The 24,143-nt window shown below is 39.9% G+C and carries 27 protein-coding genes, 2 tRNA genes and 2 pseudogenes; 17 read left to right on the top strand and 14 right to left on the bottom strand.

The annotated features are described in order from the left end of the window. Positions 1 to 111: 111 nt before the first annotated feature. Together OCF96_RS03685 and OCF96_RS03680 are read left to right on the top strand one after the other, a co-directional pair. Positions 112 to 842 (top strand): annotated as a pseudogene (locus tag OCF96_RS03685) (spr1630 family ClpXP-sensitive toxin). Between the two features lie 14 nt (positions 843 to 856). Further along, the gene (locus OCF96_RS03680; protein ID WP_084890029.1) at positions 857 to 2,008 is read left to right on the top strand and encodes a spr1629 family repressor/antitoxin; all 1,152 of its coding nucleotides are present in this window, start codon (positions 857 to 859) and stop codon (positions 2,006 to 2,008) included. Between the two features lie 51 nt (positions 2,009 to 2,059). On the opposite strand, the gene OCF96_RS03675 is transcribed toward OCF96_RS03680, so the two are convergent. Then, complete coding sequence (locus tag OCF96_RS03675) at positions 2,060 to 2,719, bottom strand: prepilin peptidase (protein ID WP_261446443.1); 660 nt, start codon at positions 2,717 to 2,719, stop codon at positions 2,060 to 2,062. Positions 2,720 to 2,788: 69 nt separating this feature from the next. On the opposite strand from OCF96_RS03675, the gene OCF96_RS03670 reads away from it, so the two are divergent. Next, entirely contained in the window at positions 2,789 to 3,244 is a 456-nt protein-coding gene (locus OCF96_RS03670) for a GNAT family N-acetyltransferase (protein ID WP_261072877.1), read from the top strand. Positions 3,245 to 3,292: 48 nt separating this feature from the next. Here the strand turns inward: OCF96_RS03670 and OCF96_RS03665 are convergent, their stop codons facing one another. Continuing rightward, positions 3,293 to 4,438 carry a low temperature requirement protein A gene (locus tag OCF96_RS03665; protein WP_173304495.1) on the bottom strand — a complete coding sequence of 382 codons (1,146 nt, stop codon included), beginning with the start codon at positions 4,436 to 4,438 and terminating at the stop codon, positions 3,293 to 3,295. Positions 4,439 to 5,240: 802 nt separating this feature from the next. On the opposite strand from OCF96_RS03665, the gene OCF96_RS03660 reads away from it, so the two are divergent. Together OCF96_RS03660 and OCF96_RS03655 are read left to right on the top strand one after the other, a co-directional pair. After that, entirely contained in the window at positions 5,241 to 6,530 is a 1,290-nt protein-coding gene (locus OCF96_RS03660; protein WP_247930674.1) for a DUF308 domain-containing protein, read from the top strand. 9 nt (positions 6,531 to 6,539) lie between these two features. Continuing rightward, positions 6,540 to 7,628, top strand: a complete 1,089-nt coding sequence (locus OCF96_RS03655; RefSeq protein ID WP_261446441.1) for an AI-2E family transporter — start codon at positions 6,540 to 6,542, stop codon at positions 7,626 to 7,628. A 139-nt stretch (positions 7,629 to 7,767) separates the two neighbouring features. Here OCF96_RS03655 and OCF96_RS03650 read toward each other — a convergent pair. The 4 genes from OCF96_RS03650 to OCF96_RS03635 all read right to left on the bottom strand — a co-directional run bounded on the left by OCF96_RS03650 (position 7,768) and on the right by OCF96_RS03635 (position 10,377). After that, positions 7,768 to 7,840: transfer RNA gene (locus OCF96_RS03650), tRNA-Lys, on the bottom strand. A 62-nt stretch (positions 7,841 to 7,902) separates the two neighbouring features. After that, complete coding sequence (locus OCF96_RS03645) at positions 7,903 to 8,418, bottom strand: DUF308 domain-containing protein (protein ID WP_000672744.1); 516 nt, start codon at positions 8,416 to 8,418, stop codon at positions 7,903 to 7,905. Between the two features lie 350 nt (positions 8,419 to 8,768). Then, positions 8,769 to 8,841, bottom strand: a tRNA-Lys gene (locus OCF96_RS03640). Between the two features lie 264 nt (positions 8,842 to 9,105). Further along, complete coding sequence (locus OCF96_RS03635; protein ID WP_261446439.1) at positions 9,106 to 10,377, bottom strand: replication-associated recombination protein A; 1,272 nt, start codon at positions 10,375 to 10,377, stop codon at positions 9,106 to 9,108. A gap of 116 nt (positions 10,378 to 10,493) precedes the next feature. Here OCF96_RS03635 and OCF96_RS03630 point away from each other — a divergent pair, with 116 nt between their 5' ends. The 7 genes and pseudogenes from OCF96_RS03630 (at position 10,494) to pepF (ending at position 16,515) form a co-directional block, all read left to right on the top strand. Further along, entirely contained in the window at positions 10,494 to 10,964 is a 471-nt protein-coding gene (locus tag OCF96_RS03630; RefSeq protein ID WP_045592523.1) for a DUF3013 family protein, read from the top strand. A gap of 18 nt (positions 10,965 to 10,982) precedes the next feature. Next, a complete protein-coding gene (locus OCF96_RS03625) occupies positions 10,983 to 12,071 on the top strand; it encodes a M50 family metallopeptidase (protein WP_261446437.1) in 1,089 nt (362 codons plus the stop codon). Beyond that, on the top strand, positions 12,052 to 12,480 hold the full coding sequence (locus OCF96_RS03620; protein ID WP_261446435.1) for an NUDIX hydrolase: 429 nt from the start codon (positions 12,052 to 12,054) through the stop codon (positions 12,478 to 12,480). The genes OCF96_RS03625 and OCF96_RS03620 overlap by 20 nt, the downstream gene beginning before the upstream one ends. Next, positions 12,481 to 12,998: pseudogene (locus tag OCF96_RS03615) on the top strand (DUF4357 domain-containing protein). Between the two features lie 14 nt (positions 12,999 to 13,012). Next, positions 13,013 to 13,963, top strand: coding sequence for a 50S ribosomal protein L11 methyltransferase (gene prmA, locus OCF96_RS03610; protein ID WP_261446434.1), 951 nt, complete (start codon positions 13,013 to 13,015; stop codon positions 13,961 to 13,963). 1 nt (position 13,964) lies between these two features. Further along, positions 13,965 to 14,708 carry a 16S rRNA (uracil(1498)-N(3))-methyltransferase gene (locus OCF96_RS03605; protein WP_261446433.1) on the top strand — a complete coding sequence of 248 codons (744 nt, stop codon included), beginning with the start codon at positions 13,965 to 13,967 and terminating at the stop codon, positions 14,706 to 14,708. A 10-nt stretch (positions 14,709 to 14,718) separates the two neighbouring features. Then, positions 14,719 to 16,515 (top strand): oligoendopeptidase F, encoded by a 1,797-nt coding sequence (pepF, locus tag OCF96_RS03600; RefSeq protein ID WP_261446432.1) that lies wholly within the window; start codon positions 14,719 to 14,721, stop codon positions 16,513 to 16,515. A 169-nt stretch (positions 16,516 to 16,684) separates the two neighbouring features. Here pepF and OCF96_RS03595 read toward each other — a convergent pair whose 3' ends face one another. After that, positions 16,685 to 17,074: a nuclear transport factor 2 family protein gene (locus tag OCF96_RS03595; RefSeq protein ID WP_261446431.1), complete on the bottom strand. Its 390-nt coding sequence runs from the start codon at positions 17,072 to 17,074 to the stop codon at positions 16,685 to 16,687. 150 nt (positions 17,075 to 17,224) lie between these two features. Between OCF96_RS03595 and OCF96_RS03590 the strand changes: the two genes are divergently transcribed. From OCF96_RS03590 to OCF96_RS03580, 3 genes are all read left to right on the top strand, one after another. Continuing rightward, positions 17,225 to 17,557 (top strand): winged helix-turn-helix transcriptional regulator, encoded by a 333-nt coding sequence (locus OCF96_RS03590; protein ID WP_000182730.1) that lies wholly within the window; start codon positions 17,225 to 17,227, stop codon positions 17,555 to 17,557. An 11-nt stretch (positions 17,558 to 17,568) separates the two neighbouring features. Beyond that, a complete protein-coding gene (locus OCF96_RS03585; protein ID WP_261446430.1) occupies positions 17,569 to 18,360 on the top strand; it encodes a DUF2785 domain-containing protein in 792 nt (263 codons plus the stop codon). 111 nt (positions 18,361 to 18,471) lie between these two features. After that, positions 18,472 to 19,140 carry an MIP/aquaporin family protein gene (locus tag OCF96_RS03580; protein ID WP_261446429.1) on the top strand — a complete coding sequence of 223 codons (669 nt, stop codon included), beginning with the start codon at positions 18,472 to 18,474 and terminating at the stop codon, positions 19,138 to 19,140. A gap of 57 nt (positions 19,141 to 19,197) precedes the next feature. Here the strand turns inward: OCF96_RS03580 and queF are convergent, their stop codons facing one another. The 7 genes from queF to OCF96_RS03545 form a co-directional block, all read right to left on the bottom strand. Next, the gene (queF, locus tag OCF96_RS03575; RefSeq protein WP_261446428.1) at positions 19,198 to 19,689 is read right to left on the bottom strand and encodes a preQ(1) synthase; all 492 of its coding nucleotides are present in this window, start codon (positions 19,687 to 19,689) and stop codon (positions 19,198 to 19,200) included. A gap of 18 nt (positions 19,690 to 19,707) precedes the next feature. Continuing rightward, the gene (queE, locus tag OCF96_RS03570) at positions 19,708 to 20,424 is read right to left on the bottom strand and encodes a 7-carboxy-7-deazaguanine synthase QueE (RefSeq protein ID WP_261446427.1); all 717 of its coding nucleotides are present in this window, start codon (positions 20,422 to 20,424) and stop codon (positions 19,708 to 19,710) included. Then, a complete protein-coding gene (gene queD / locus OCF96_RS03565) occupies positions 20,417 to 20,860 on the bottom strand; it encodes a 6-carboxytetrahydropterin synthase QueD (RefSeq protein WP_261026732.1) in 444 nt (147 codons plus the stop codon). Before queD ends, queE begins: the two co-directional genes overlap by 8 nt. After that, a complete protein-coding gene (gene queC / locus OCF96_RS03560; RefSeq protein ID WP_261446426.1) occupies positions 20,860 to 21,513 on the bottom strand; it encodes a 7-cyano-7-deazaguanine synthase QueC in 654 nt (217 codons plus the stop codon). Before queC ends, queD begins: the two co-directional genes overlap by 1 nt. Positions 21,514 to 21,714: 201 nt before the next feature. Further along, entirely contained in the window at positions 21,715 to 22,029 is a 315-nt protein-coding gene (gene trxA, locus OCF96_RS03555; protein WP_001029581.1) for a thioredoxin, read from the bottom strand. Positions 22,030 to 22,044: 15 nt separating this feature from the next. Then, a complete protein-coding gene (locus OCF96_RS03550; RefSeq protein ID WP_000570255.1) occupies positions 22,045 to 22,266 on the bottom strand; it encodes a DUF4649 family protein in 222 nt (73 codons plus the stop codon). Between the two features lie 100 nt (positions 22,267 to 22,366). Continuing rightward, on the bottom strand, positions 22,367 to 22,747 hold the full coding sequence (locus tag OCF96_RS03545) for a MarR family winged helix-turn-helix transcriptional regulator (RefSeq protein WP_261446425.1): 381 nt from the start codon (positions 22,745 to 22,747) through the stop codon (positions 22,367 to 22,369). Between the two features lie 280 nt (positions 22,748 to 23,027). On the opposite strand from OCF96_RS03545, the gene OCF96_RS03540 reads away from it, so the two are divergent. Then, complete coding sequence (locus OCF96_RS03540) at positions 23,028 to 23,402, top strand: CidA/LrgA family protein (protein WP_000781322.1); 375 nt, start codon at positions 23,028 to 23,030, stop codon at positions 23,400 to 23,402. Next, positions 23,399 to 24,094 carry an LrgB family protein gene (locus OCF96_RS03535; RefSeq protein ID WP_001288941.1) on the top strand — a complete coding sequence of 232 codons (696 nt, stop codon included), beginning with the start codon at positions 23,399 to 23,401 and terminating at the stop codon, positions 24,092 to 24,094. Before OCF96_RS03540 ends, OCF96_RS03535 begins: the two co-directional genes overlap by 4 nt. Positions 24,095 to 24,143: the final 49 nt, after the last annotated feature.

The following is a 24,143-nucleotide window of genomic DNA, read 5'->3' as shown; positions in this document are numbered from 1 at the left end:
TCATTTGCTAAATTACTCTGATATGTAACTTTAAGAAAAAACTAATTATTGTAGTAATTTCTTTAAGAAAATGATATAATTCATTAAAAAGTATTCGGAGGAGGAATAATTATGTTAAATCAGGATCTCTTTGATTCGCTCAAGGCACAAAAAATTGTAGATACTTTGATGAAAGGTCAAAAAGATTATGTAGATGAACGTCTAGAAAAAAGAGAGACAATGAAAGTGTCGAATGGTTATGCATGGACGCGACCTAATCATATTGATAATGCATTTGCATCAGCAGATTTGTTTGAGTATAAATTACAATTAGCAGGACAGACTTGGGGATATTTAGAATTTGAAACAAATACAGAAAAATATGGGAAAGTATTGTTAATTATAAAGGGTAAGAAGCGACTTACGAGCCAATTTCCTTTGGTACAAAAAAATAAGAGTGGCTACTTATTTGAATATGCTCGGATGAATACACTTTATCTTAATCAACATTCTTCCTACAAAAATGATGAAGATAGTCATTCCTTTCCAATTCAGATGGAGTTAGTTTCTGATGAAATGATTCAAGAAATTGAACAAGCTACTAAAAATTCGAATATCGAAAAATTTATGATTTTAACTTATGAGGCGGACTCAGAAAACAATATTATATCTGTAGATGTTGTTATGCCTGATGCACGAACTGGTCAGTTACACTTGATTCAAGATTTGTCTGAGTATATTCAATCAAGTTCGTACCATTTCGAAGAAGCTAATACCAAGATATTCCTAATTTTTCAGAATTATCGGAAACAGAAGATTTTGAAATTATTCCAAGAATAGAAAAACAAGAAGGTCAAAAGTAGTAAGGAGTATGTAAATGTTTAATGGTCGGGTATTGAAAGAATTACGGCTGTTAAATGGTTTAAGTAGAGCAGAATTAGCTCAGAGAATTAATTTAACGGAACAAGCCATTTGGCAGTTTGAGTCCAACGAAACGAAACCTAAATTATCAACCAAAATGCATTTGGCCAACCAATTTCATGTTGATTTAACTTATTTTGAACAAGAAGAAGAAAGTATTCGATTTGATTCTTCTGTAATCGCCTTTAGAAATGCAGACCTAGCAACACGGAAAACAATAGATATTCAAACTATGTATTTACATAAGGTAGATAGTTTGATTGATTATTTTGAAAGTTTTGTAATTATACCTAATATTACAATTCATGACCTAAGTAATGTAGTGAGTGAATCTTATCATAAGGGAGAATCTATTGAGGAATTGGCTCTTTATGCCAGGGAAAAATTAGGTATTTCAAAAGATAATCATGATTTGCTTTATAAATTAGAACGTTCAGGCATCTATATCGTGGAACGATTAATTAATGGTCAAGCTGATGCTTATAGCGCATGGTCAAAATTGGGAAGACCTTATATTGTGTTGGGGACGAATAAATCATCTGTACGTCGAAATTTTGACTTAGCTCATGAGCTAGGACATATTCTTTTACACAAATATAAAGATATGAATGAAGATGGCGATCGTTTGGAGCAAGAAGCAAATTATTTTGCATCATGTTTTTTATTGCCAAAAGAAGAGTTTTTAGTCAAATTTGAAGAGAGGGTTGGCAAGCGTGTCAGCAATCCTGATAGTTATATTTTATTGAAGTCGGATTTGAATGTTTCGATACAAGCTTTAGAGTATCGAGCTTTTAAGTTAGGATTATTGACTCCAAAGCAACATTCTTACTTTTATCGTCAAATTGCGCAAAAAGGTTACAAAATGATTGAACCTTTGGATGATCAAATTTTTGTAAAAAAGCCAAGCAAAGTAAAGAGTATTCTGGACGTCGTTTTGAGTAATCATCTAGTCAGTCTAGCGACTATAATGTCTAAACAAAGTATTCGTTTACAGTTTATAAGCGAAATATTTTCGGTCGAAATGAAATTTTTTGATCAATATCAAGAAGATAAAAGAACAGATCAATTTGATAATATCATTCCTTTGTATAAAAGAAATAATTTATAATTTAACTGTGAAATAATTTCATGAAGGACATATGATAGAAATTGGACTTTATCAAACAAGCAGTAGCTTACCAAAAATAATTAAACAAGTAGCAAGTAAGAGGAAAGGCACAAAAGGAAGTCTTTCCTTTTTCTTTTGTAGGAGAAAGGCTAGAATTCCCATCGCAGAAGCAGACTGAATCAAGATCAGTAACTCCGTTACACTAAAGACGAGAGCGCAAGAAGCTAAAAAGAGGAAATCCCCTGCGCCCATGCGAATATTGATAAAATGAGCCACAATTCCAAGGACAAGGAAGAAGACCATGACCAGATTCCAGCCAGATCCGGCCATTAGGATTAGGTGGAAAGTCATCCAGACTAGTAAGGGATATTCCTGATGGCGAAAGTCGTAGATGCCCAAGGTCAAACCAGCGGTGATTAGGACGACTTGCCCCAAGGAAAGCAATTCCCAAGACCAAGCCAGAAAGAGGAGTCCTAAGCCCAATTCAAAAAGGGCATACCAGACAGGATATGTAGCCTTGCAGTAGCGACAGCGAAAGCGATTGAAGACCTGTGAGAGAATCGGAATCAAATCTAAGGGACGCAAGCGAGTCTGACAGGAATCGCAGTGACTAGCAGGTTGGATAATGGATTGCTCTGGAAAACGGTCAATGACCAAACCAAGAAAAGAAGCGAGAATGCTCCCGACAAGAAAAAAATAAAAATCAATCATACTTATCTATTCGTAAAAAATGGGAGAAGTAGTATAATGGAGAAACATAGATAAGATGGTGAGGCAAAGATGATAATTCGTTTTGAAGAAAAGGTGAGTACAGAAAACGCTCAGCTCGTATGCCAATGGTCCAACTTCCTTGGCAAATCCTTTCAAGAACAATGGATGGGAACAATGATTCCTTTTCCCTTGACAATTCAAGTTTTGCAAGATTTGGAAGGAATCTTTTCAATCTTTGAAGGACAAGAGTTTGTGGGGCTTATCCAGAAAATCAGGCAAGAAGACAGTAATCTTCATATTGGAAGATTTTTTATCAACCCCCAGAAACAGGGGCAAGGCTTAGGTAGCCAGGCTTTAAGGAAATTTGTTAGTTTGGCCTTTGAAAATGGAGACATAGATAGTATTTCTCTAAATGTCTACGAGGCAAATCAAACAGCTTACAATCTTTACCAAAAAGAAGGATTTGAAATCGTTCAAATGGTTGAAGAACCTGTACGGAAATACATCATGAAAAAGTTTAGGTAGAAAGCAAAAAAGCCTTGGTTCCCAAAGCTTTTTAATGTTATAAACTCATTAAAATAACTCCCAGTTAGATTTGGAATATTTTTTATTCTGTGTCATATAAAAATAAATAAAATGAATGGCTATAGCTAGAGCTAAAATGGTTGTTATACTCACTACTATTATAGGATTAGAAGCAAAGATTAAAGAGAGAATAAAGGCAGCCAGATAGAGTGTCGCTTGGACACAGTAGTAACTTTTCGAATAGCGAAGATAGTGTTTGTTATAGGGCCCATTTACTAGGACAGCAGCTTGAAAGAGGCCAAATCCGATATAAGAGAAGCTGGTTGCAAAGAGACGATTAGCTTCAGGATTCTGAAGAAAACTCATCGATACAGTCATCATCATAAGTCCAATGAAAATAGGATAGTGACTGTAAATTAGAAATAGTCCCTTTTGATTAGATTTTTCATCAATAGCATGGTCGAATTGACCAAAATAAAACAAGAACAGAGAAATCATAATAATGAGATAAAGAACCGAATAAATCGAGAAATTCTCGATTGTAAAGAAGTTAGCTAGATTCGTAATCATCTCTCCAAACGTAATAATGACAAGAAGGGAGATGCGCTCGATTAAATGGGGGAGATTTACCTGGTAATGCTTATCTTTATTAAGCAAGATACTTGGCATAATAAAGATAAACAGAATACTAGCAAAGAAGATATAGACTCTAACGTAAATAGGAAGAAGAGCTGCTAGATAGACTCCTAAACTTCCTAGACCTGTTATCCATAGAAAATCTTTGATACTTTCCCGTTCAACATCATCGGTTGATTTTCTAAAAAATTCAACCAAATATTGAAAAAATAAGGTAAGGGTTAATGTACCAATAGCCCAACAGAGATAATGAAAATATTGTTGCCAATCAGGTCCAATCATATTGGCTATAAAGAGTAAAAGTCCCATTTTGATAAACATGATTACCATGTTAAATAAAGAGTTCTTTCCATAGCGATTGGTATAATCGGTTTGAATCATCCAGGAATCGATGAGAACCAAAATAGCAATGAAAAAATCAAGGAAAGAATTCCAAGTCAAAATACCGTTATGAAGATGGTCGATTAAAGTAGTTACTTTTGAAATTGCAAAAACAAAAACTAAGTCATAAAAAAGTTCTGAAAATTCTACACGTTTATGTTTAATAAGAGTTGTCATCTTAAGACCTTTCTATTTTAGAAGTACAATTTATTATAACAGAAAATGGTAATGAGAGAAAAGGAGATGCTTAAATAACTTTATGTGGCGCTAATGAACTGCGCCACAAAAGTTAGGTTTTTTCTGTCCAACTTTTGGGGTCAGTACAGAAGGGCCGCTTTTTCTATCGTTTTTAGTGCTAAGACTACACAAAAAAGCCTTGTAAATCAAGGCTTTTTCCTGTTGATTTAGATGCCCCCTACAGGGATTTGGAAAGGACTTTCATATTGAGAGCAATTAAAAATATTGAAATATAAGTGATTTTAGGTATTTTCAATGTCATGATTTAAAAATGGGACAAAAGTGGGGCAAAAACCATACAGATTCTAAACTGTATGGTTCTTTTTTTATCTAACCAAGAAAGGTTAAAACTTATTAAAACAAATGCAATCAACTGTTGAAAACTTTTTAGTCCGTGTAATATAAAAACAAGTAAAAAGTTGAACTATAGGGAATATTGTGTCATAATAGGTAATAGATGAATAATTAATAGATTGGAAATAATGCTTTCTTACCTTAACAAGTTGAATTGGTTATACATTTTTTCGTCGCAATTGTGTCTATCTCTCGAGTTTAGCTAGTTTTTATAAGCTCTGGTTTCTAATCAATATAACAAATTTTAGAAGTGCATAAGACAAGATGGTGACATTACTACAGTCATTTCTAGTCACCATATGTTGCTGGCACAGGCTGTTTGTAGTGTTGGCTATTTACTAGTCAGTTTAATCGGAGTGTTTAATTTTTATTGTTGAAAGGTTTTTATATGGCGAAAATTCTATCTTTAGGTCTGACAGGTAAGAAATTACTTGCTCAGGGGTTCTTGTTTGTTCTGCTAGGTCTCATCTTGATGGTCACGGGGACTTGGTTGCCAGTAAAGGTTATTCGACTGGTTCTGTTTTTAGCTTGGATAGCAACGGTCTTAGATTTAGTATTACGTATTTTCAAAAAAAGTCAGTCAACGGACACCTTGGGAGTTGCACTGGTTAAATTGTTAGTGCTGGGATATTTGCTTGGCTCCAATCTTGCGACGGATGTGCCGATTTATATTTTGGCTCTTGTGATTGGAGTTTATCAGATTTTTCATGCTAGTATTAACCTTGTCACCTATGTTCTCTACCGCAAAAACAAAATTCGACCTCGTTTTCGTCTCTTACTAGATGGACTCGTACTAGTTTTTCTTGGTGGGACTAGTCTTTTGTCCTCTACAGGAAATTCTGTCTTTCAACTCTTTGTATTAGGGGCTTATTTTTTCCTTTATGGTCTGTCCAATATCCGTGATGGTTTCTTGTTTGAGGAGGAAATTGGGAAAAACCATCTCAAACGTCGTATTAGAATTAGCTTACCTATTGTCCTAGCCGCTCTCATCCCTGCAAGAACTTTAGCAAAAGTTAACAAATTCATGCAGGAAAATGCTGATGAGAGAGAGGATATCCATCTTGGAATGGTGAAGTCTGGTAAGACAGCGGAGCTTGAAATTTTTGTTCATACAGCTGAGACCTCTCTGTTTTCGGCAATTGGTCATGTGGATATCTGCTATCAAGGCCGTGTTATTTCTTATGGCAACTATGATCCGTCTTCTGAGACCTTATTTGGCATGGTAGGAGATGGTGTCTTATATTTCTGTGATCGTGACAAGTACATTGACCTATGTAAACGTGAGAGTCAAAAAACGCTTTTTGGTTATGGGATAGATTTGACGCCTGAAATGGAAAAAGCAGTTCAGAAAAAGTTGGCTGAATTGAAACAACTGACGATTCCATGGGAGCCAAGTGCAGATAAAATCATGACAGGTGATGGTAAGGAAGACTACACCTACGCTTATAAAATCAGACATGAGACAGATGGGGAACTTTATAAATTTATCAAATCTAAGTTTAAATCCTACTTTGTCTTATCTACAAACTGTGTGCTCTTGGCTGATACCATAGTCGGTCAGGCTGGCACCGATATCCTCTCACCCAAAGGATTTATCGCTCCAGGAACTTACCAAGCCTACCTTAATCGAGAGTTTGAAAAACCAAATAGTATAGTCGTATCTAAACATGTTTATTAAGGAGAATTTATGAACTTAGTAAAAAAATACACCCCGTTAATACTTTTTATAGGGCTGGTTGCTCTTGTAATTCTGAATGCATCGAGCTTTATATCAGGAGCAATCTCTCTCTTTGATGTAATATCAACCTTGATTTATGGTGCTGTTATTGCTTTTGTGCTTAATGTTCCTATGAAAAAAATTGAACAGTACTTAGTTAAATTGAAGGTAAAGGCAGAGTTGCGTCGTCCGATTGCCATGGTACTTGTTTTCCTAGCTCTTATCTTAATCGTGATTGCTCTTTTGGTTTTGGTGCTGCCAACCCTAGCCCAGACTATTAGTCAGCTGGGAGCAGTCCTTTCAACAGTCCTGACTCAACTTAGGAAATTGCTAGACAGCTCGGAATTTGTAACCAAAGACATGCTGTCAACTATCGTATCAGGCATACAGGGACAATCTAGTTCTATTAGCCAAGCTTTGATAGGTTTTTTATCAGGTCTGACTAGTAATATCGGCAATATTTTTTCAAGTTTGATGAATGCCTTTTTGATTATAGTCTTCACCTTTTTATTTTTATCCAGTAAGGAACATTTGGCAGCGATGACGAGTCGACTTCTAAAAGTTTTTCTTCCAGAGAAGGTGGTGATAAAGTTGACTTACATTGGACAAGTAGCACTAGAGACTTATGACCAATTTTTGATGAGTCAGCTGATTGAAGCAGTTATCATAGGAGTTATGATAGCGGTTGGTTACAGCATGTTTGGGATACCCTATGGAGTAATGACAGGTATCTTTGCAGGAGTGCTATCGTTCATTCCTTATGTAGGGCCTATGATTGCTTGTGTTGTGGGAGCGATTTTTATCTTCACAGTGAGTCCTACTCAAGCCTTACTTTCTCTTCTTCTATATCAAGTTATACAGCTGATTGAAGGAAACCTTATTTATCCAAAAGTTGTAGGTCAGTCTATTGGTTTGCCAGCTCTTTTCACACTTGCAGCAGCTAGTATCGGAGGGAATCTTTTCGGACTACTTGGAATGATATTCTTTACCCCCGTATTTGCTGTTATCTATCGACTGGTTAAAGAATTTGTCGTTGCAAAGGAAAATCAGGTAGATTAAGAAAAACTAAATTTAATAAGATATACTGAGAAGAGAGTGAGAGATTCTCTTCTCTTTTATTTTTAAATACTTTTCTACAAAAAGCTATTAGACGTTAAAAAAGCCTTGGTTTCAAGGCTTATTTCTGTTGATTTAGATGTGCCCCCTGCAGGGCTCGAACCTGCGCCCCATAGCTTAAGAGTCTACTGCTCTACCAACTGAGCTAAGGAGGCAACAGAAAAAGCTGAGAATGTAACTTCCCAGCTATTTTAATATGCCCAAAATGGCAGCTAGATTATTTACGAAAGGCATCAAGGATATAGGTGAAACCAACAATTAAAAATGCAAAGGCAACGACATAAACGACAAAGACACTTGTAGCTACTGGATTGAACAAAATCACTAGACCTAGTAAAAATGCAAGCAACGCTATCCACATGATATGGTTGCCAATAATAGGGAAAATCAATCCCAGACGATTGCCTTTAAAGAAAACTATAATGGCTTCTACAATTAACCAAATTCCTAAAATAGTTGGAATGACAACTGGCAGCGTCACAAAGCCATAGGCAACGAGGTAAAGAGCTAAGAGAAGATTAACAATCCCTTGGAAAAGATGAGCTGGTGAGCGAAGCTCTTTTGGTACAGAGAAATAGCCTAAAATAGCTGCTATAGAAGAAACCAGTAAACCAAATGCAATCCACCAGCTGTAAGCAACAAGATTAGCTACTGGGTTTGTAAATAGGAAAAGTCCTAAAAGGACAAAAACAACTCCTGCAAGGAATAGCGATAAACGATTAGAAAATTTCATTTCAATACCATCCTGTTATATAGTATAGTTTGATAATAAAAATATTATACACCTTTTTAGAGGAAATATCAATAAACTAAATGGAAAATTTGGAAGTTTCAGTCTGATTTATGAAAAGAAAATCAGTTTTTATTATTTTGAAAATAAAAAGAGAAGATAAAATTTGTCTTCTCTACATGAAAATATTGTATGGAATCAAAGCAAAAGTAACTGGCTTTACACTATTTGTAAAGATGTAATTTGATTCAAAAAGAAAAGATAGATTTAAAAGTGGGGCAAATGATGAGGCAAATCAGTTATAGATAAGCAAAAAAGCCTTGGTTATCAAGGCTTTTCCTGTTGTATTTAGATGCCCCCTACAGGGATCGAACCTGTGACCCACGGATTAAGAGTCCGCTGCTCTGCCAGCTGAGCTAAGGAGGCAAAGAAAAAAGCTGTATTGGTGCCGAAACTTCACGGTTTGTATTGAACCCGCGCAATTAAGCAGGTGGGCAACTCGCTCTAACTGAAGCTGTTTCCGTGTGAGACGGCCTACATGCTGTTAGAAGACTTTTGTTTCCCTAATAATACAAAAAATAGTCGGTCAACACTTAAGTGTGAAGTCGTACACCACAGCGTTTCTATGTTTATATGATACCACTTTTTCAAAAAAAATCAAGAGGAAAGTGCAATTTTTTGAAAAGGATTTCAGATTTTTCGCAAACGGTCGATAGCTTCCTTTCTTTGAGACAAAGCCCGTTCATATTTACCAGTATCTTCTGCTTGGAAATAGTGATGATTACGAATTTTTTCTGGCAGATAGTCTTGTTTAATCCAATTTCCAGGATAGTTGTGTGGATAGAGATAGTCTTGGGCATTGCCCAGTTCCTTGCTTCCACTGTAGTGCCCATCACGCAGGTGTCGCGGAATAGGCAAGTGCCCTGATGTTTTGAGGTCAGCAAGTGCCTTGTCCATAGCCACATAAGCTGAGTTGGATTTTGGAGAAAGAGCCAAATCAATCACGACGTTGGCAATGAGGATACGAGCCTCGGGGAAACCAATCCTCTGTGCAGCATTCAGGGCAGTCACGGTGTGAATCTGGGCTTCAGGATTGGCCAAACCGATATCTTCATAAGCGATAACAGTCAAACGACGAGCGAGACTTGGCAAATCACCAGCCTCAATCAAGCGGGCAGCATAGTGAAGACTGGCATCAACATCTGAGCCACGGATAGACTTTTGCAAGGCAGATAGAACATCATAGTGACCGTCTCCATCCTTGTCCATGGTAATGTAGCTTCTCTGAAGACTATTTTCCATGATGTCTAGGGTGATATGGCGGATGCCCTCGTCATTCTCAGGGGTAGAGAGAACTGCCAAATCCAGTGAGTTAAAGGCAGAGCGCAGGTCTCCGTTTGTAGAGGTTGCGATGAAATCCAGCGCATCTTCATCTAGTTCTACTGGGAAATCAAAACCACGCTCAGGACTACTTAGAGCTATCTGAAGAGCCTCTTTGACGTCTTGGTTAGACAGAGGTTCCAACTCAAAAATTTGAACACGGCTACGAATGGCAGGAGTGACAGAAAAGAAAGGATTTTCAGTCGTAGCCCCAATCATGATGACCAGACCACTTTCCAAGAGAGGCAAGAGGAAGTCTTGTTTAGTCTTGTCAAGACGATGAATCTCGTCTAGTAGCAGTACAAGGCCACCTGAGAATTTAGCTTCTTCAGCGATTTCTTGCAGTCTCTTTTTACTATCAACTGTCGCATTGAAAGTTCGAAAGGCATACTTGGTCGTCCCTGCGATGGCAGAGGCAATACTGGTCTTGCCGATTCCTGGGGGTCCATATAGAATCATGGAGGACAGTCGGTTGGCTTCCACCATGCGGCGGATGATTTTTCCTTGTCCAACCAGATGTTCCTGACCGATGACCTGGTCGATGGTTTTAGGGCGCATGCGAAGCGCGAGATTGTCTGGCATAGCAGTCCTTTCTAACGTGGATTTTCTGATGTATATGTGGTAAGATGGTAGTATCTATTTTAGCATATTTCCGAGCAATCGGGGCGATTTAAGAGTCGCATAGGAAAGAGGACAAAATGGCAACTTACGGATTTTTAGATGTTTTAGAGGAAGAGTTGGAGAAGAACTTTCCCTTTGACTTTGAGATTAGTTGGGACAAACGCAACCACGCAGTTGAAGTGAGTTTTCTATTGGAAGCACAAAACGCTACAGGTGTGGAGATGGTGGACGAGGACGGAGAGGTTTCGTCAGATGATATCCTCTTTGAAGAAGCAGTGCTTTTTTACAATCCTGCCAAGTCAACCGTCAATGAGGAAGACTATTTGACGGTCATTCCTTACCTGCCTAAAAAAGGATTTTCTCGCGAATTTTTAGCTTATTTTGCTCTTTTCCTTAAAGATACTGCCGAGGTTGGACTAGATGCCCTTATGGACTTTTTGGAAGACCCAGAAGCAGAAGAATTCGTCATGGAATGGAACCAAGAAGTCTTTGAAGAAGGAAAAGTTGGCTTGGAAGAGGGGGAATTTTATCCTTATCCGAGATACTAGGGGTTGGTTGGAGACTTTATGAAAAAAATTGGGACTTATTTGGTTTATGTGCTAGCTTTTGTCCTTATTATGCTAGCTTTTGCTTGTGGAACCATCGCATTTGCAGAGTTGGGGTATTCCGCATTTTTAGCCTTTACTTTTGGTTATACCTTCGCTCTTCTAAGCATGTATGTAATCTTTATTCTTCATGAGCTGGGTCATGCTTTTTGTGGATACTTGACAGGCTATCGTCTGGTGGCTTTTGGATTAGGGAACTTTCTTTTAACCAAAAAGTCAGGCAGGCTTCATCTTAGTCGAACAGCAGTTATAAAAAATGTTGGTGCTCAGTATATTGGTTTAAAAGAGAATGAAAGTGATCAAAGAATCATCTTAATGCTTTCAGGTGGCTTGATAGTTCACCTTTGCTTGATATTATTGGCAACACTTTTTGGATTTTTGACAAGAAGCTGGTATTTTGCAGGCACTTGGATTTTTCTAAATTTATCTTTCTTCTTAAACAACGTTTTGCCAGTCGGAATCACCGATGGAGCAAAAATCTGGGAATTGCTACAATACCCTGAAAATACGAAATACGCCTACCTGATGTTGAGGCATTCTGCCCAGACCTTGCTAGCTCCTCAAGAATATGACTTGAAAGACTTTATCATGTCTGTTGATGAGGATGTGAGAGGGAGTTTTGCAGAAAGTGTTCAGACTCTTCAGGGATTGGTATTCATATTGGATGATAATATAGAGCTTGCAAAGCAACAGTTGCAGTCTGTGCTAGAGAAAACAGACAATCCAATGTCTAAAACTAGCTCTCAATTATACCTTCTTCAAGTTGCTCTGATGGAAGGAGATAATAAGAAAGCGGAAGAATATGCAAGTATTCGAGGGGTCAAATCCTTTTTATCTATAAAAACAGCAGATATGCAGGTCATTCAAGCTTGGTATCAATTTAAGGTAAGGAAAGATGTAGTTCAAACTCACAAGGCTATGAAGATTGCTAGACGTAAAATGAATAGCAGCCGAATGTTACGGGATGAGAAAATCTATTATCAAAATTGGTTAGCAGAGCTGGAAAAGGAAATGTTAGAAGGAACTGAAGATGAAACTAGAAATTTCTGATTTCACAGGCTGTAAGATTGCTTTGTTTTGTGGGGATAAGCTCTTGACTATCTTACGCGATGATAAGGCAAGCATTCCCTGGCCCAATATGTGGGAACTGCCAGGTGGGGGACGAGAGGGGGATGAAAGTCCGTTTGAGTGCGCGGCGCGTGAAGTTTATGAAGAACTGGGAATTCATCTGACTGAGGATTGTCTGCTATGGAGTAAGGTTTATCCAAGTATGCTTTTTGCAGATAAACAATCCGTTTTTCTAGTCGGTTTGTTGACACAGGACCAGTTTGACAGTATCGTATTTGGAGATGAAGGGCAAGCCTATAGACTGATGAACATTGAGGAATTTTTGACATCCAGTCAAGTAGTTCCGCAGTTGCAAGATAGAGTGAGGGATTATTTGGAGGAAGTTCGATAAATGGCAAAGCGTAGCAAAAATATCAATATGTTTCTCATGGATGGTGAAGTAACTGGAAAAATCAAATGTACTTTGTCAAATTGGACGGGAGTGATTTACAAAATACCTCGTATTCAATTGGGAGATTTGAAGTCTCGTGATGAAATGAAACAAAAAAGAAAGTTAGTCAAGATCTGACTGATAATCATTCAACTTATCTTTATTTAAAGCGTAAAACTAAGAAATCTAACAAAGTAATAGAAGCAACTTGTGAACGGACAACTGAAGGTTTTGTTGTTTTAGAAGGAAGTCAAGTAGAAATAAAGGATTCTCCATACCTTCCAGCAAGTTTAAAAGAAATGCGTCAGAATTTAATAGCTTCTCGGGTCATTCAAGATGGAGTGTTAAAAGAAAAACAACTCTTTTCTAGCCCTTCTTATGCAGCAGCTTTTTTGCTGGGTATGCAAACGAACGGTCGAACTGATTGGAAAGATCAGGATGGAAGAACTTTAAAAGAATTAGAAGAATTAATAGATTGATAAGGAAAAAATTTATGGAAACATGGCAAGAGTTAAAAGTTACAGTGAAGCGTGAGGGAGAGGAGCTAGTCTCTAACCTCCTTATTGAGCTGGGAGCGCAAGGTGTTGCAATCGAAGACAGTATGGACTATGTGGGAAATGTGGATCGTTTTGGTGAGATTTTCCCAGAGGTAGAGCAGCAAGAAGAAATCGTAGTGACAGCCTACTATCCTGATACGGTTGATGTGGCAGTGGTTGAGGCAGACTTGCAGGCTCGTCTCGCGGAACTAACTGATTTTATGGATTTGGGTGAGGTCAAGATGGGGACGACTGCCTTGGCTGAGGAAGACTGGGCAGACAACTGGAAGAAATATTATGAACCAGCTCGCATCACCCATGACTTGACCATCGTGCCGTCTTGGACAGACTATGAGGCGACTGCGGGAGAAAAGATTATCAAGCTGGATCCAGGTATGGCTTTTGGGACAGGAACCCATCCGACGACCAAGATGAGCCTCTTTGCCTTGGAACAGGTCCTTCGTGGTGGCGAAACGGTGCTAGATGTGGGGACTGGTTCAGGGGTTCTCTCTATTGCTAGCTCGCTGCTTGGTGCTAAGGAAATTTTCGCCTATGACCTGGATGATGTGGCAGTTCGTGTCGCTCAGGAAAATATTGAGCTCAACCCTGGCATGGAAAACATCCATGTAGCAGCAGGAGACTTGCTTAAGGGAGTTGAGATTGAGTCAGATGTCATTGTAGCTAATATCTTGGCGGATATCCTTATTCATCTGACAGACGATGCCTATCGTTTGGTTAAGGACGAAGGCTACCTGATCATGAGTGGCATTATCAAGGACAAGTGGGATATGGTGCGCGAGTCGGCTGAGTCAGCTGGATTTTTCCTTGAAACCCACATGATTCAAGGGGAATGGAATGCCTGTGTCTTTAAGAAAACCAAGGATATTTCCGGTGTGATTGGAGGCTAGCATGCAACAGTATTTTGTCAAAGGCCGTGCTATCTCTCTTGTTACCATCGAGGACAAGGAAACCAGCAAGCATATGTTTCAAGTCATGCGCTTGAAAGAAGGTGATGAGGTGACTTTGGTCTTTGATGATGGTATCAAGCGCTTGGCGCGCGTGCTGGATGTGGAAGCCCGTCAGTTTGAGTTGGTTGAAGAGTTAGCTGATAATGTGGAACTGCCAGTCCAAGTGACCATCGCATCTGGATTTCCCAAGGGGGACAAGCTGGAGTTTATCACTCAAAAAGTAACCGAACTGGGTGCCAGCCAGATTTGGGCCTTTCCTGCCGACTGGTCGGTCGCCAAGTGGGATGGCAAGAAATTGGGCAAAAAGGTTGAAAAACTAGAAAAAATTGCCCTTGGAGCGGCAGAACAAAGTAAGCGTAATGTTGTTCCAAGTATCAAGCTTTTCGAGAAAAAAGCAGATTTTCTAGATCAGTTTGACCAGTTTGACTCTATCATAGTGGCCTATGAAGAATCAGCAAAAGAGGGAGAAGCCGCTGCGCTCTTACAAACAGTCGCTGGTCTTGAAAAAGGAGCCAAACTGCTCTTTATCTTTGGTCCAGAAGGTGGTCTGTCACCTGCAGAAATCGAAAGTTTTGAAGCCAAAGGAGCTGTTTTGGCAGGACTTGGTCCTCGTATTTTGCGAGCAGAAACAGCGCCGCTTTATGCTTTATCAGCCCTTAGTGTTTTATTAGAATTAGAGAAATAAGAGGAAGAAAATGGAACAAAAACACCGTTCAGAATTTCCAGAGAAGGAACTTTGGGATTTAACAGCCCTATACCAAGACCGTGAGGATTTCTTGCGTGCAATCGAGAAGGCTCGTGAAGACATCAACCAGTTTAGCCGTGATTACAAGGGCAATCTTCATACTTTTGAGGATTTTGAAAAGGCCTTTGCGGAATTGGAACAAATCTACATTCAGATGAGCCATATTGGAAACTATGGCTTTATGCCTCAGACGACAGACTATAGCAATGAAGAATTTGCTAACATTGCCCAAGCTGGGATGGAATTTGAAACAGATGCCAGTGTAGCCTTGACCTTTTTTGACGATGCCTTGGTGGAAGCTGATGAGGAAGTCTTGAACCGTTTGGGTGAATTACCTCATTTGACGGCGGCCATTCGTCAGGCCAAAATCAAAAAAGCCCACTATCTAGGAGCTGATGTGGAGAAGGCCTTGACCAATCTCGGTGAAGTTTTCTACAGTCCGCAGGATATTTATACTAAGATGCGAGCTGGGGATTTTGAAATGGCCGACTTTGAAGCCCATGGCAAGACCTACAAAAACAGCTTTGTGACCTATGAGAATTTCTACCAAAATCACGAGGATGCTGAGGTTCGTGAGAAATCTTTCCGTTCCTTCTCAGAAGGACTTCGTAAGCACCAAAATACGGCTGCCGCAGCTTATTTAGCCCAAGTCAAGTCTGAAAAACTCTTGGCAGATATGAAGGGCTATGACTCTGTCTTTGATTATCTTCTGGCTGAGCAAGAAGTGGACCGTGCCATGTTTGATCGCCAGATTGACCTCATCATGAAGGACTTTGCGCCAGTTGCTCAGAGATACCTCAAGCATGTTGCCAAGGTGAATGGTCTTGAAAAGATGACCTTTGCAGACTGGAAATTGGATTTGGATAGTGTCCTCAATCCTCAAGTGACCATTGACGACGCCTATGATTTGGTCATGAAGTCAGTAGAACCTTTGGGGCAAGAATATTGTCAGGAAGTTGCTCGCTATCAAGAAGAGCGCTGGGTGGACTTTGCTGCCAATAGTGGCAAGGATTCTGGTGGCTATGCAGCGGACCCATATCGCGTGCACCCTTATGTCCTCATGAGCTGGACAGGTCGTTTGAGTGATGTCTATACCTTGATTCATGAAATCGGGCATTCTGGTCAATTCATCTTTTCAGATAATCATCAAAGCTACTTTAATGCACACATGTCGACTTACTATGTCGAAGCACCGTCAACTTTCAATGAATTGCTTCTCAGTGATTACTTGGAGCACCAATCTGACGACCCTCGTCAAAAACGCTTCGCTCTGGCTCACCGCTTGACAGACACCTACTTCCATAACTTTATCACTCACCTTTTGGAAGCAGCCTTCCAGCGTAAAGTGTATACATTGATTGAAGAAGGAGCAACTTTCGGAGCAAGCAAACTCAACAGCATTATGAAGGAAGTTTTGACCGATTTCTGGGGAGATGCCATTGAAATCGACGACGATGCAGCTTTGACTTGGATGCGCCAAGCTCACTACTACATGGGCTTGTATAGTTACACTTACTCGGCTGGACTTGTGATCTCGACAGCTGGTTACCTCCATCTTAAAAACTCAGAAACTGGAGCTGAAGACTGGCTCAATCTCCTCAAATCAGGTGGTAGCAAGACACCACTTGAGTCAGCCATGATTATCGGTGCTGATATTTCAACAGATAAACCACTCCGTGATACCATCCAGTTCTTGTCAGACACGGTTGACCAGATTATCGCCTACAGTGCCCAGTTGGGAGAATAAATTAAAAGAGTCTGGAACAAAAGTCTAACCTTAAATATAAAAAGCGAACAAAACGAGTTATCTGACACTCAGAATTCTGTCTTGTTCGCTTTTTTTTCTAATCTATCGATTTTAAAAATTTATAATAAAGAATTCCTAAAATCAAAATTTTTTGTCCTGGCCTCTTAAATTATCCCCAAAAGCTATCTTCTTCAGCTTGATCTGAAGAGAAGAGCCAAACTTCTTTGATTTTTCCGTCTTCAATGCGGAAGAGGTCAATCCCGTTCATATTGAGTTCAGTACCATCAGCACGTGTTCCAAGAAAAGTAACATTGGCTGCGATTAAATCCTTATTGTCAGAAACCCAATTTGTTATCACCTTAAAGGTTCCATTAGTTTTCTCAGCAAATGTAGCCAGGTGAGTTCCTAGCTTGTCCTTACCAACAACTGTACCAGATATACTATGAGTACCAGTTTGATGCCAGACAATATCGTCTGCCATCGTTTCAAAGACACCAGGAAAGTCACCAGCAATTAAAGCTTGGTTATAAGCATTGAAAATTTCTAAGTTTGTTGACATATATATTCTCCATTTCTTTTTTATGATATAATTGTAACAGTTACAAACAAAAATACAAGTAGACACTTTTTCGATAGCTAGTATCAAAAGTAGTACTTTTATTGATACTAAAAGATAAATTTTTTTAAAAAAATAGAAAGAAGATATTTTATGACAAATAAAGTGAGTGAGTATGGTATTTGTCCATTTGCGACAACGCAGAGGGTTTTAACGGGGAAATGGGCACTGGTAATCATTTATCAGTTGAGTACGGGTACCAAACGATTTAAAGAATTGCAGAGATTATTGCCTGGGATTACTCAAACTATTTTGACCCGTCATCTCCGTCAATTAGAAAAGGATAAGATTGTTCAACGAAAGGTCTATGCCGAAGTTCCACCACGAGTTGAGTACAGCTTAACCGAAATGGGGCAGGAATTCAGAGTTGTTTTAGATGCTGTCGAGAAATGGGGTCTAGATTATATCAAGTTGCTAGAAATGTAGAGGTATTGACCATGTATCAAAAGTTACTTAGAAAAATAGCAGAAGAAAAACCAAGTTATCATGAGGAAGAAATCCAGTGGTTACTTGACCATTTGGGAGATCCTTCTCCAGAAATTCGCGACGACCTTGTTTTTACAAGCTTTGCTAGAGGGATTCAGGAAGGGTTATTTACACAGGAACAATTTCAGTTCATTGCTGAGGTGGTCTCAGCTGATGGAGGACTAGATAAAGAGATTGATATGGTAGACCTGCCAACACTTGAACGTTCTTTTAGGGCACTTGTTTATGCAAATCTCTTGTCTGCGGATGCCAACCAGCAATCGGGTTTTTATCAGGGATTAAAAGCAGAAATTCGCAATGTCCTTTTACATCAAGGTTTGTACTATCTTTCAAAAGAAAAGGATACAACAAGTTTTTCAAGTCAGTATGGTTGGGTTCACGCTTTTGCACATGGAGCCGATTTACTGACAGAGGTAGTTTGTCATTCAGGCTTTCCTAAAAACAAAATTCATGAAGTATTTGACATACTTGGTCAATTATTTAAAGGAATTCCCTTTCGTTTTACAGATGATGAGGATTGGCGTTTAGCCAGAGTACTTTATGAACCGATTTTACAAGGGAAGTTGGAACAAGAGCAAGTAGCTTCTTGGATAAAAACAGTTGATTTTCTGATAGAAGAAAGGGAAGATTTTTACAAATTTTCCAACTTTAGATCCTGTCTGTTGGAAGTCTATGTCCAACTTGACCAGAGAAATAGTTTACAAGATGACTTGAAAGAAGCTATCCAGTCTTTTCAATACTAAGAACAAGTGAGTTATTTCATGATTTTCAAGAAAATTTCCAATCAATTTTCTTGAACCCCTTTCCTTCTTTTGATAGACTAGTATCTAGTTTTTGAAAAAAGGAGAAAGAAAATGAAAAAATTTGTCGCTGAGTTAATCGGTACGTTCATGCTTGTGTTCGTCGGAACAGGAGCTGTTGTTTTTGGAAATGGTCTTGATGGCCTTGGTCACCTTGGAATCGCCTTTGCCTTTGGTTTAGCCATCGTGGTTGCAGCCTACTCAATCGGAACTGTTTCAGGGGCTCACTTGAACCCAGCTGTTTCGATCGCTATGTTTGTAAACAAACGTTTGTCATCAAAAGACCTTGTCAACTACATCCTTGGTCAGGTTGTTGGAGCTTTTATTGCTTCTGGCGCTGTCTTCTTCCTCTTGGCTAACTCAGGGATGTCAACTGCTAGTCTTGGTGAAAATGCCTTGGCAAACGGTGTCACTGTATTTGGAGGTTTCTTGTTTGAAGTCATTGCAACCTTCTTGTTTGTTGTGGTTATCATGACAGTGACTTCAGAAAGCAAGGGAAATGGCGCGATAGCTGGTTTGGTAATCGGTTTGTCCTTGATGGCGATGATTCTTGTGGGCTTGAATATTACTGGGCTTTCAGTAAATCCAGCCCGTAGCTTGGCACCAGCTGTTTTGGTAGGTGGTGCAGCCCTTCAACAAGTTTGGATTTTCATCCTTGCACCAATCGCTGGTGGAGTTCTTGCAGCCCTCGTTGCGAAAAACTTCCTTGGAACAGAAGAATAATTGAAACTCAAAAAGCCTTGCTCCTCATCTCGAGGAACAGGGCTTTTTCGTTTGAGTTTAACGGTTGTCAATCTTCTCTGGATAAAGGTCGTGTTGGAAGAGGCGTTGTTCTGCCAAGCCTTCATACTTAGTTCCAGGCTTACCGTAGTTGTAGTAGGGGTCAATTGAGATGCCACCGCGAGGTGTAAATTTTCCCCAAACCTCTAAATAGCGAGGGTTTAGCAAGTTAACCAAGTCTTTCCCGATGGTGTTGATACAGTTTTCGTGGAAATCTCCATGATTTCGGTAACTAAAGAGGTAGAGTTTGAGGGATTTTGACTCGACACAGAACTTGTCAGGAATGTAGGAAATATAAATGGTCGCAAAGTCTGGCTGAGCGGTAATTGGGCAAAGTGAGGTAAATTCAGGGCAGTTAAATTTGATAAAATAGTCATTTTCCACATGACGATTGTCAAAGGATTCCAGGACTTCTGGTTGATATTCGAAAATGTAGTTGGTTTCTTTGTTGCCCAGTAGGCTGAGGTTTTTCATTTCTTCTTGTTGTGACATGATTTTTTCTTTCTAATCTTAAACACCACGTTTGTTATCGTAGAGGAGGGTATGGAGTTGAGGAAGGACGCGGACATTGCCCCAGCTATCGTCAGCAGCGATGCGTTCCCAGAGTTCTTTGAGACGGTCCAGTTGGTCTTGGATAATATTGCCTGTGACCTTGGGCTCAGGATTTCCTGCAGATAAGAAAAGAACATCTGGTTGGTAGCGTTCTTGTATGCCTTTAGCAAAAGCTAAATCTGCATCATCAAAGACAGGGATTTTAAAGGTGACCTTGTCTGGATCCAGTTGGGAAACGATAAAGTCCAAGGTTTCGAAGTTGACTTCCATCTTGGATGAAGGAGGTTTGGGACTGAGAGTGACCTGGTCGATATCTTTCAACCAATTTTGCCAGCGAGAGCCTTGAGTTTCAACAGCCAGAGTGACACCGCGTTCCTTGAGCTTGGTGACCAGTTCAGCCATATTGGCTGCTAGGATAGCAGGATTGCCCCCAGATAGGGTTACATAGTCGTAGCTCCCCAATTTATCCAAGGCAGCAATGACCTCGTCAGCAGTCATACGAGTTGGCTTTTCAGAGCCATCCCAAGTAAAGGCAGAATCGCACCAGTCGCAGTGGTAGTCGCAACCAGCAGTGCGGACAAACATGGTTTTCTGCCCGATTGCACGGCCTTCGCCTTGAAAGGTTGGGCCGAAAATTTCCAGAACTGGTAGTTTGAGGACACGTTCCCTAGTCATCTAACCACTCCCGTCTAAACTCCGCAAAGGAAGTCGGAGTTTCATAGAGGCGAACGTATTCCAAACGAAGACCGCGTTCGTCGGGCAACTCTTGATTCATGGTTTGGAAAATCCAGTAAACCATATTTTCAGCAGTCGTGTTCATATAGGGAAGAGTTTCGTTTAGATAGCGATGATCCAAGTGGGGCTCTAAGTAGTTCTTGTATATAGCTTTGATGTCTCCAAAATCGTAGGTCATGCCACGTTCATCTAAAAATCCACTGACAGCAATCTGCAAATGATAGGTGTGGCCGTGCAGGGATTTGCATTTTCCCTCATAGTGAAAGAGGTGGTGGGCAGCGTCGAAAGTAAACTCTTTTGATACCAAGGTTCTGTGAGGATTGTAGACAAGCGACTCCCCAGTTTCCTGTTTGATTTCTTTAGGTGCAAAAAACATTAGGCCTCTCCTTTCTGTGAGAGATAAACATCTAGACCATGCTGACGTAGGTGGCAGGCTGGGCAATCTCCACAGCCACTTCCAATAATCCCGTTGTAGCAGGTTAAGGTCTTTTCACGAACATAGTCAAAGGCACCGAGTTGATCGGCTAACTCCCAAGTTTCAGCCTTGTCTAGCCACATGAGAGGTGTTTGGATAACAAAGTCGTAATCCATGGCAAGATTGAGGGTGACATTGAGGGATTTGACAAAGACATCCCGACAATCGGGGTAGCCTGAGAAGTCTGTTTCGCAGACACCTGTCACGATATCTTTCATGCCCCGTTGTTTGGCAAGAACTGCCGCAAAGGATAGAAAGAGGTGGTTGCGACCGTCAACAAAGGTATTGGGAACCTCTCCCTCTTTTTGCTCAATCTCCAGATCAGAAGTCAAGGCATTTTTAGTGATTTGCCCCAGCAGAGACATATCTAGGATATGATGACGAATCCCCTGTTCCTTGGCGATTTCTCTAGCGACTTGAATTTCGAGATGATGGCGTTGGCCGTAGGCAAAGGTGACGGCTTCGACCGTTTCATAGTGTTCTTTAGCCCAAAAGAGGCAGGTTGTAGAATCTTGACCGCCACTAAAGACGACCAAGGCAGATTGACGTTTCATAGTACTCCTTCCAAAATGGGAAATGTTCAGAGCACGCAAAAAGCTCCCTTGAGGGAGCTAAAAAATACCAAGTCAAGGTTTTTTTTAGCGATGGCATGTCCCAAACATCGTAATATTCTACCTATAGTCTAGCATATTTTTTGAAAAATGGCAAAGGGCAAGAAAAAAGAGACCAAAGAAAGGACTTGGTCTCTAATATGATTAGCTCAATTCAGCAACGATGGCCTTGATTTGTTCTGCTGTGTGAACACCAGCAACTTGTTTGACTACTTGGCCGTCTTTTTTGAAGAGAAGAGTTGGGATGGACATGATTCCAAAGGCACGAGCTGTGTTTGGATTTTCATCAACGTCCATTTTAACGATTTTCAAAACATCTTCTGAAAGTTCTTCAGACAATTTATCCAAGATTGGACCTTGCATACGACATGGACCACACCAAGTTGCCCAGAAGTCTACCAAGACCAAACCGTCTTTTGTTTCTTGTTCGAATGTTGCATCTGTAATTGCTTTTGCCATTGTATTTCTCCTTTTTTAGTTATATTGGCTTAAATCTTGTTTCTTGAGATAGAAGAAGATATCTCCGTAAGTTCCATGGTAGTCCAAATCATGACCGTTGTAAGTCAATTTTTGAACAGGGTAGTAGTCTGCGACGCCGATAAGACAAGCTTGTTGTGAACGATCAAAGTCTTCATAAGATTCGAACGTTACAGTTCTTTCGTTCTTGCTGGCATCTAGATAGGTAATTTCAATCATTTTAAAAGCTCCTTTGTTTAATGATGACTTTATTTTACTCCTTGTAAAAGAGAATGTCAAGAAAAATGATTGCGCACGCAACTTTTTTTAAAAAATCATCTTAAATCAAGAAATCCAAACCAGTTTCCAAGCTTTCTTCGACAGCCTTTTGTAGTGTGGCTAGTGTTTTTTGCCCATCACTTGTCAGGCAGATAAAGCTAGAGCGTCTATCTTGATCACAACACATGCGACTAAGCAGACCGCAATTTTTAGCTTCCAAGCGAGCCACCATTCGAGAAACAGCGCTCGGGCTCAGATGAAGTTTATCTGGCAGGTCAATCTGGCGTAGAGATTTTTCTTGAGCCAAGTCCAGGTAGTAGAGGAGGTAGAACTCTTTCAAGGTCAGCCTTTGCTCGCTCTGCTGGGCAATGGTCTCTTCCAAGAGACTTTCAATTTCTTTCTGACGACGATTGAAGTCAAACCATTTTTCCAAATAGGCCATAGTATCTCCTTTCTTTTTAGAGTTATAAATAGAAGAAAGTCCATTCACGGACAGTCTTTGTATCACAAGATGATTGCGCATGCAATAATTATACTACTTTTCAAGAAAGCTGGCAAGAAAGACACTGAATCTTTTATCCTAAATCATGCCTGTTTTCACAAGTTTTTAATTGTCTGTATTCCCTTTTCTCCCTATTTTTATTAACTTTTGCGTATTTCCTTGAAATTTTCTGAAAAAAGAGTAAACTGGTATGCAAGAAGTCTATTTCGTGGAGTTTAGGATGAAATTATATGTTCAATTAATGATTCTCTTTGTGATTTCTCTAATCGGAGAGGGGATCTCTAGTTTCTTTCATCTGCCTATCCCAGGCAGCATTATCGGTTTGATTATTCTCTTTCTAGCCCTACAATTCAAGTGGTTGAGAACCAGGCATGTCAACATGGTGGGGAATTTCTTGCTGGCCAATATGACCATTCTCTTTTTGCCGCCAGCAGTGGGAATCATGGAGAAGTTTGATGTGATTGCTCCCTATCTTTTGCCCATTGTTTTGATTATCTTTTTTGCAGCAGTCATCAATATTATCCTCATAGCCTTGGTAGTTCAGTTTATCAAGAGACGGTTTGAGGGAGATTATGAGAAAGGAGATGCCAAATGAGTGAATTTGTTTCCAATCCCCTGTTTGGGCTTGCCCTGTCTATCCTAGCTTATCTAATGGGAATGCTGATTTACAGACGTTTTCCCCATCCATTGACAACGCCCTTGCTTTTGTCAGCTGTTTTCATTATCATCTTTCTAAAAGTGACGGGGATTTCTTACCAAGATTACTACCAAGGTGGGGTTTATCTGAACAACTTGATTGTCCCATCGACCGTGGCTCTAGGGATTCCGCTTTATAAGAGTTTTCACTTGATGAAGCACCATGCTCGGAGTATTCTTTTTGGAAGTCTGTTAGCCGTAGTTGTCAATACCTCTTTCACAGCCCTTGTGGCTAAGATTTTTGGCATGGACTTTTTCTTAGCCATTTCTCTCTTTCCTAAGTCAGTGACAACCGCCATGGCAGTAGGAATTACAGAAAAATTGCAAGGTTTGACGACTGTGACCTTGGTGGTTGTAGTGGCAACTGGGATTTTAACCAGTGTCATCGGACCAACCCTTTTGAAGTGGTTGAAAATTGACGATCCAGTAGCTGTTGGTCTTTCCCTTGGAGGAACAGGCCATGCAGTCGGAACAGGCACAGCCTTTCGATACGGCTCTGTAGCAGGAGCTATGGGTGGTTTGGCTATCGGTGTCACAGGTATTCTCTATGTCTTTGTCAGTCCTATTGTAGCCAGTTTGATATTGAGTTAATACTCTTCGAAAATCTCTTCAAACCGCGTCAACTTCCATCTGCAACCTC

Source organism: Streptococcus mitis (genome assembly GCF_946190065.1).
GTDB lineage: Bacteria > Bacillota > Bacilli > Lactobacillales > Streptococcaceae > Streptococcus > Streptococcus mitis_DE.
Note: the sequence above shows the minus strand (reverse complement) of the source record. Positions and strands in the feature narration are given on the sequence as shown.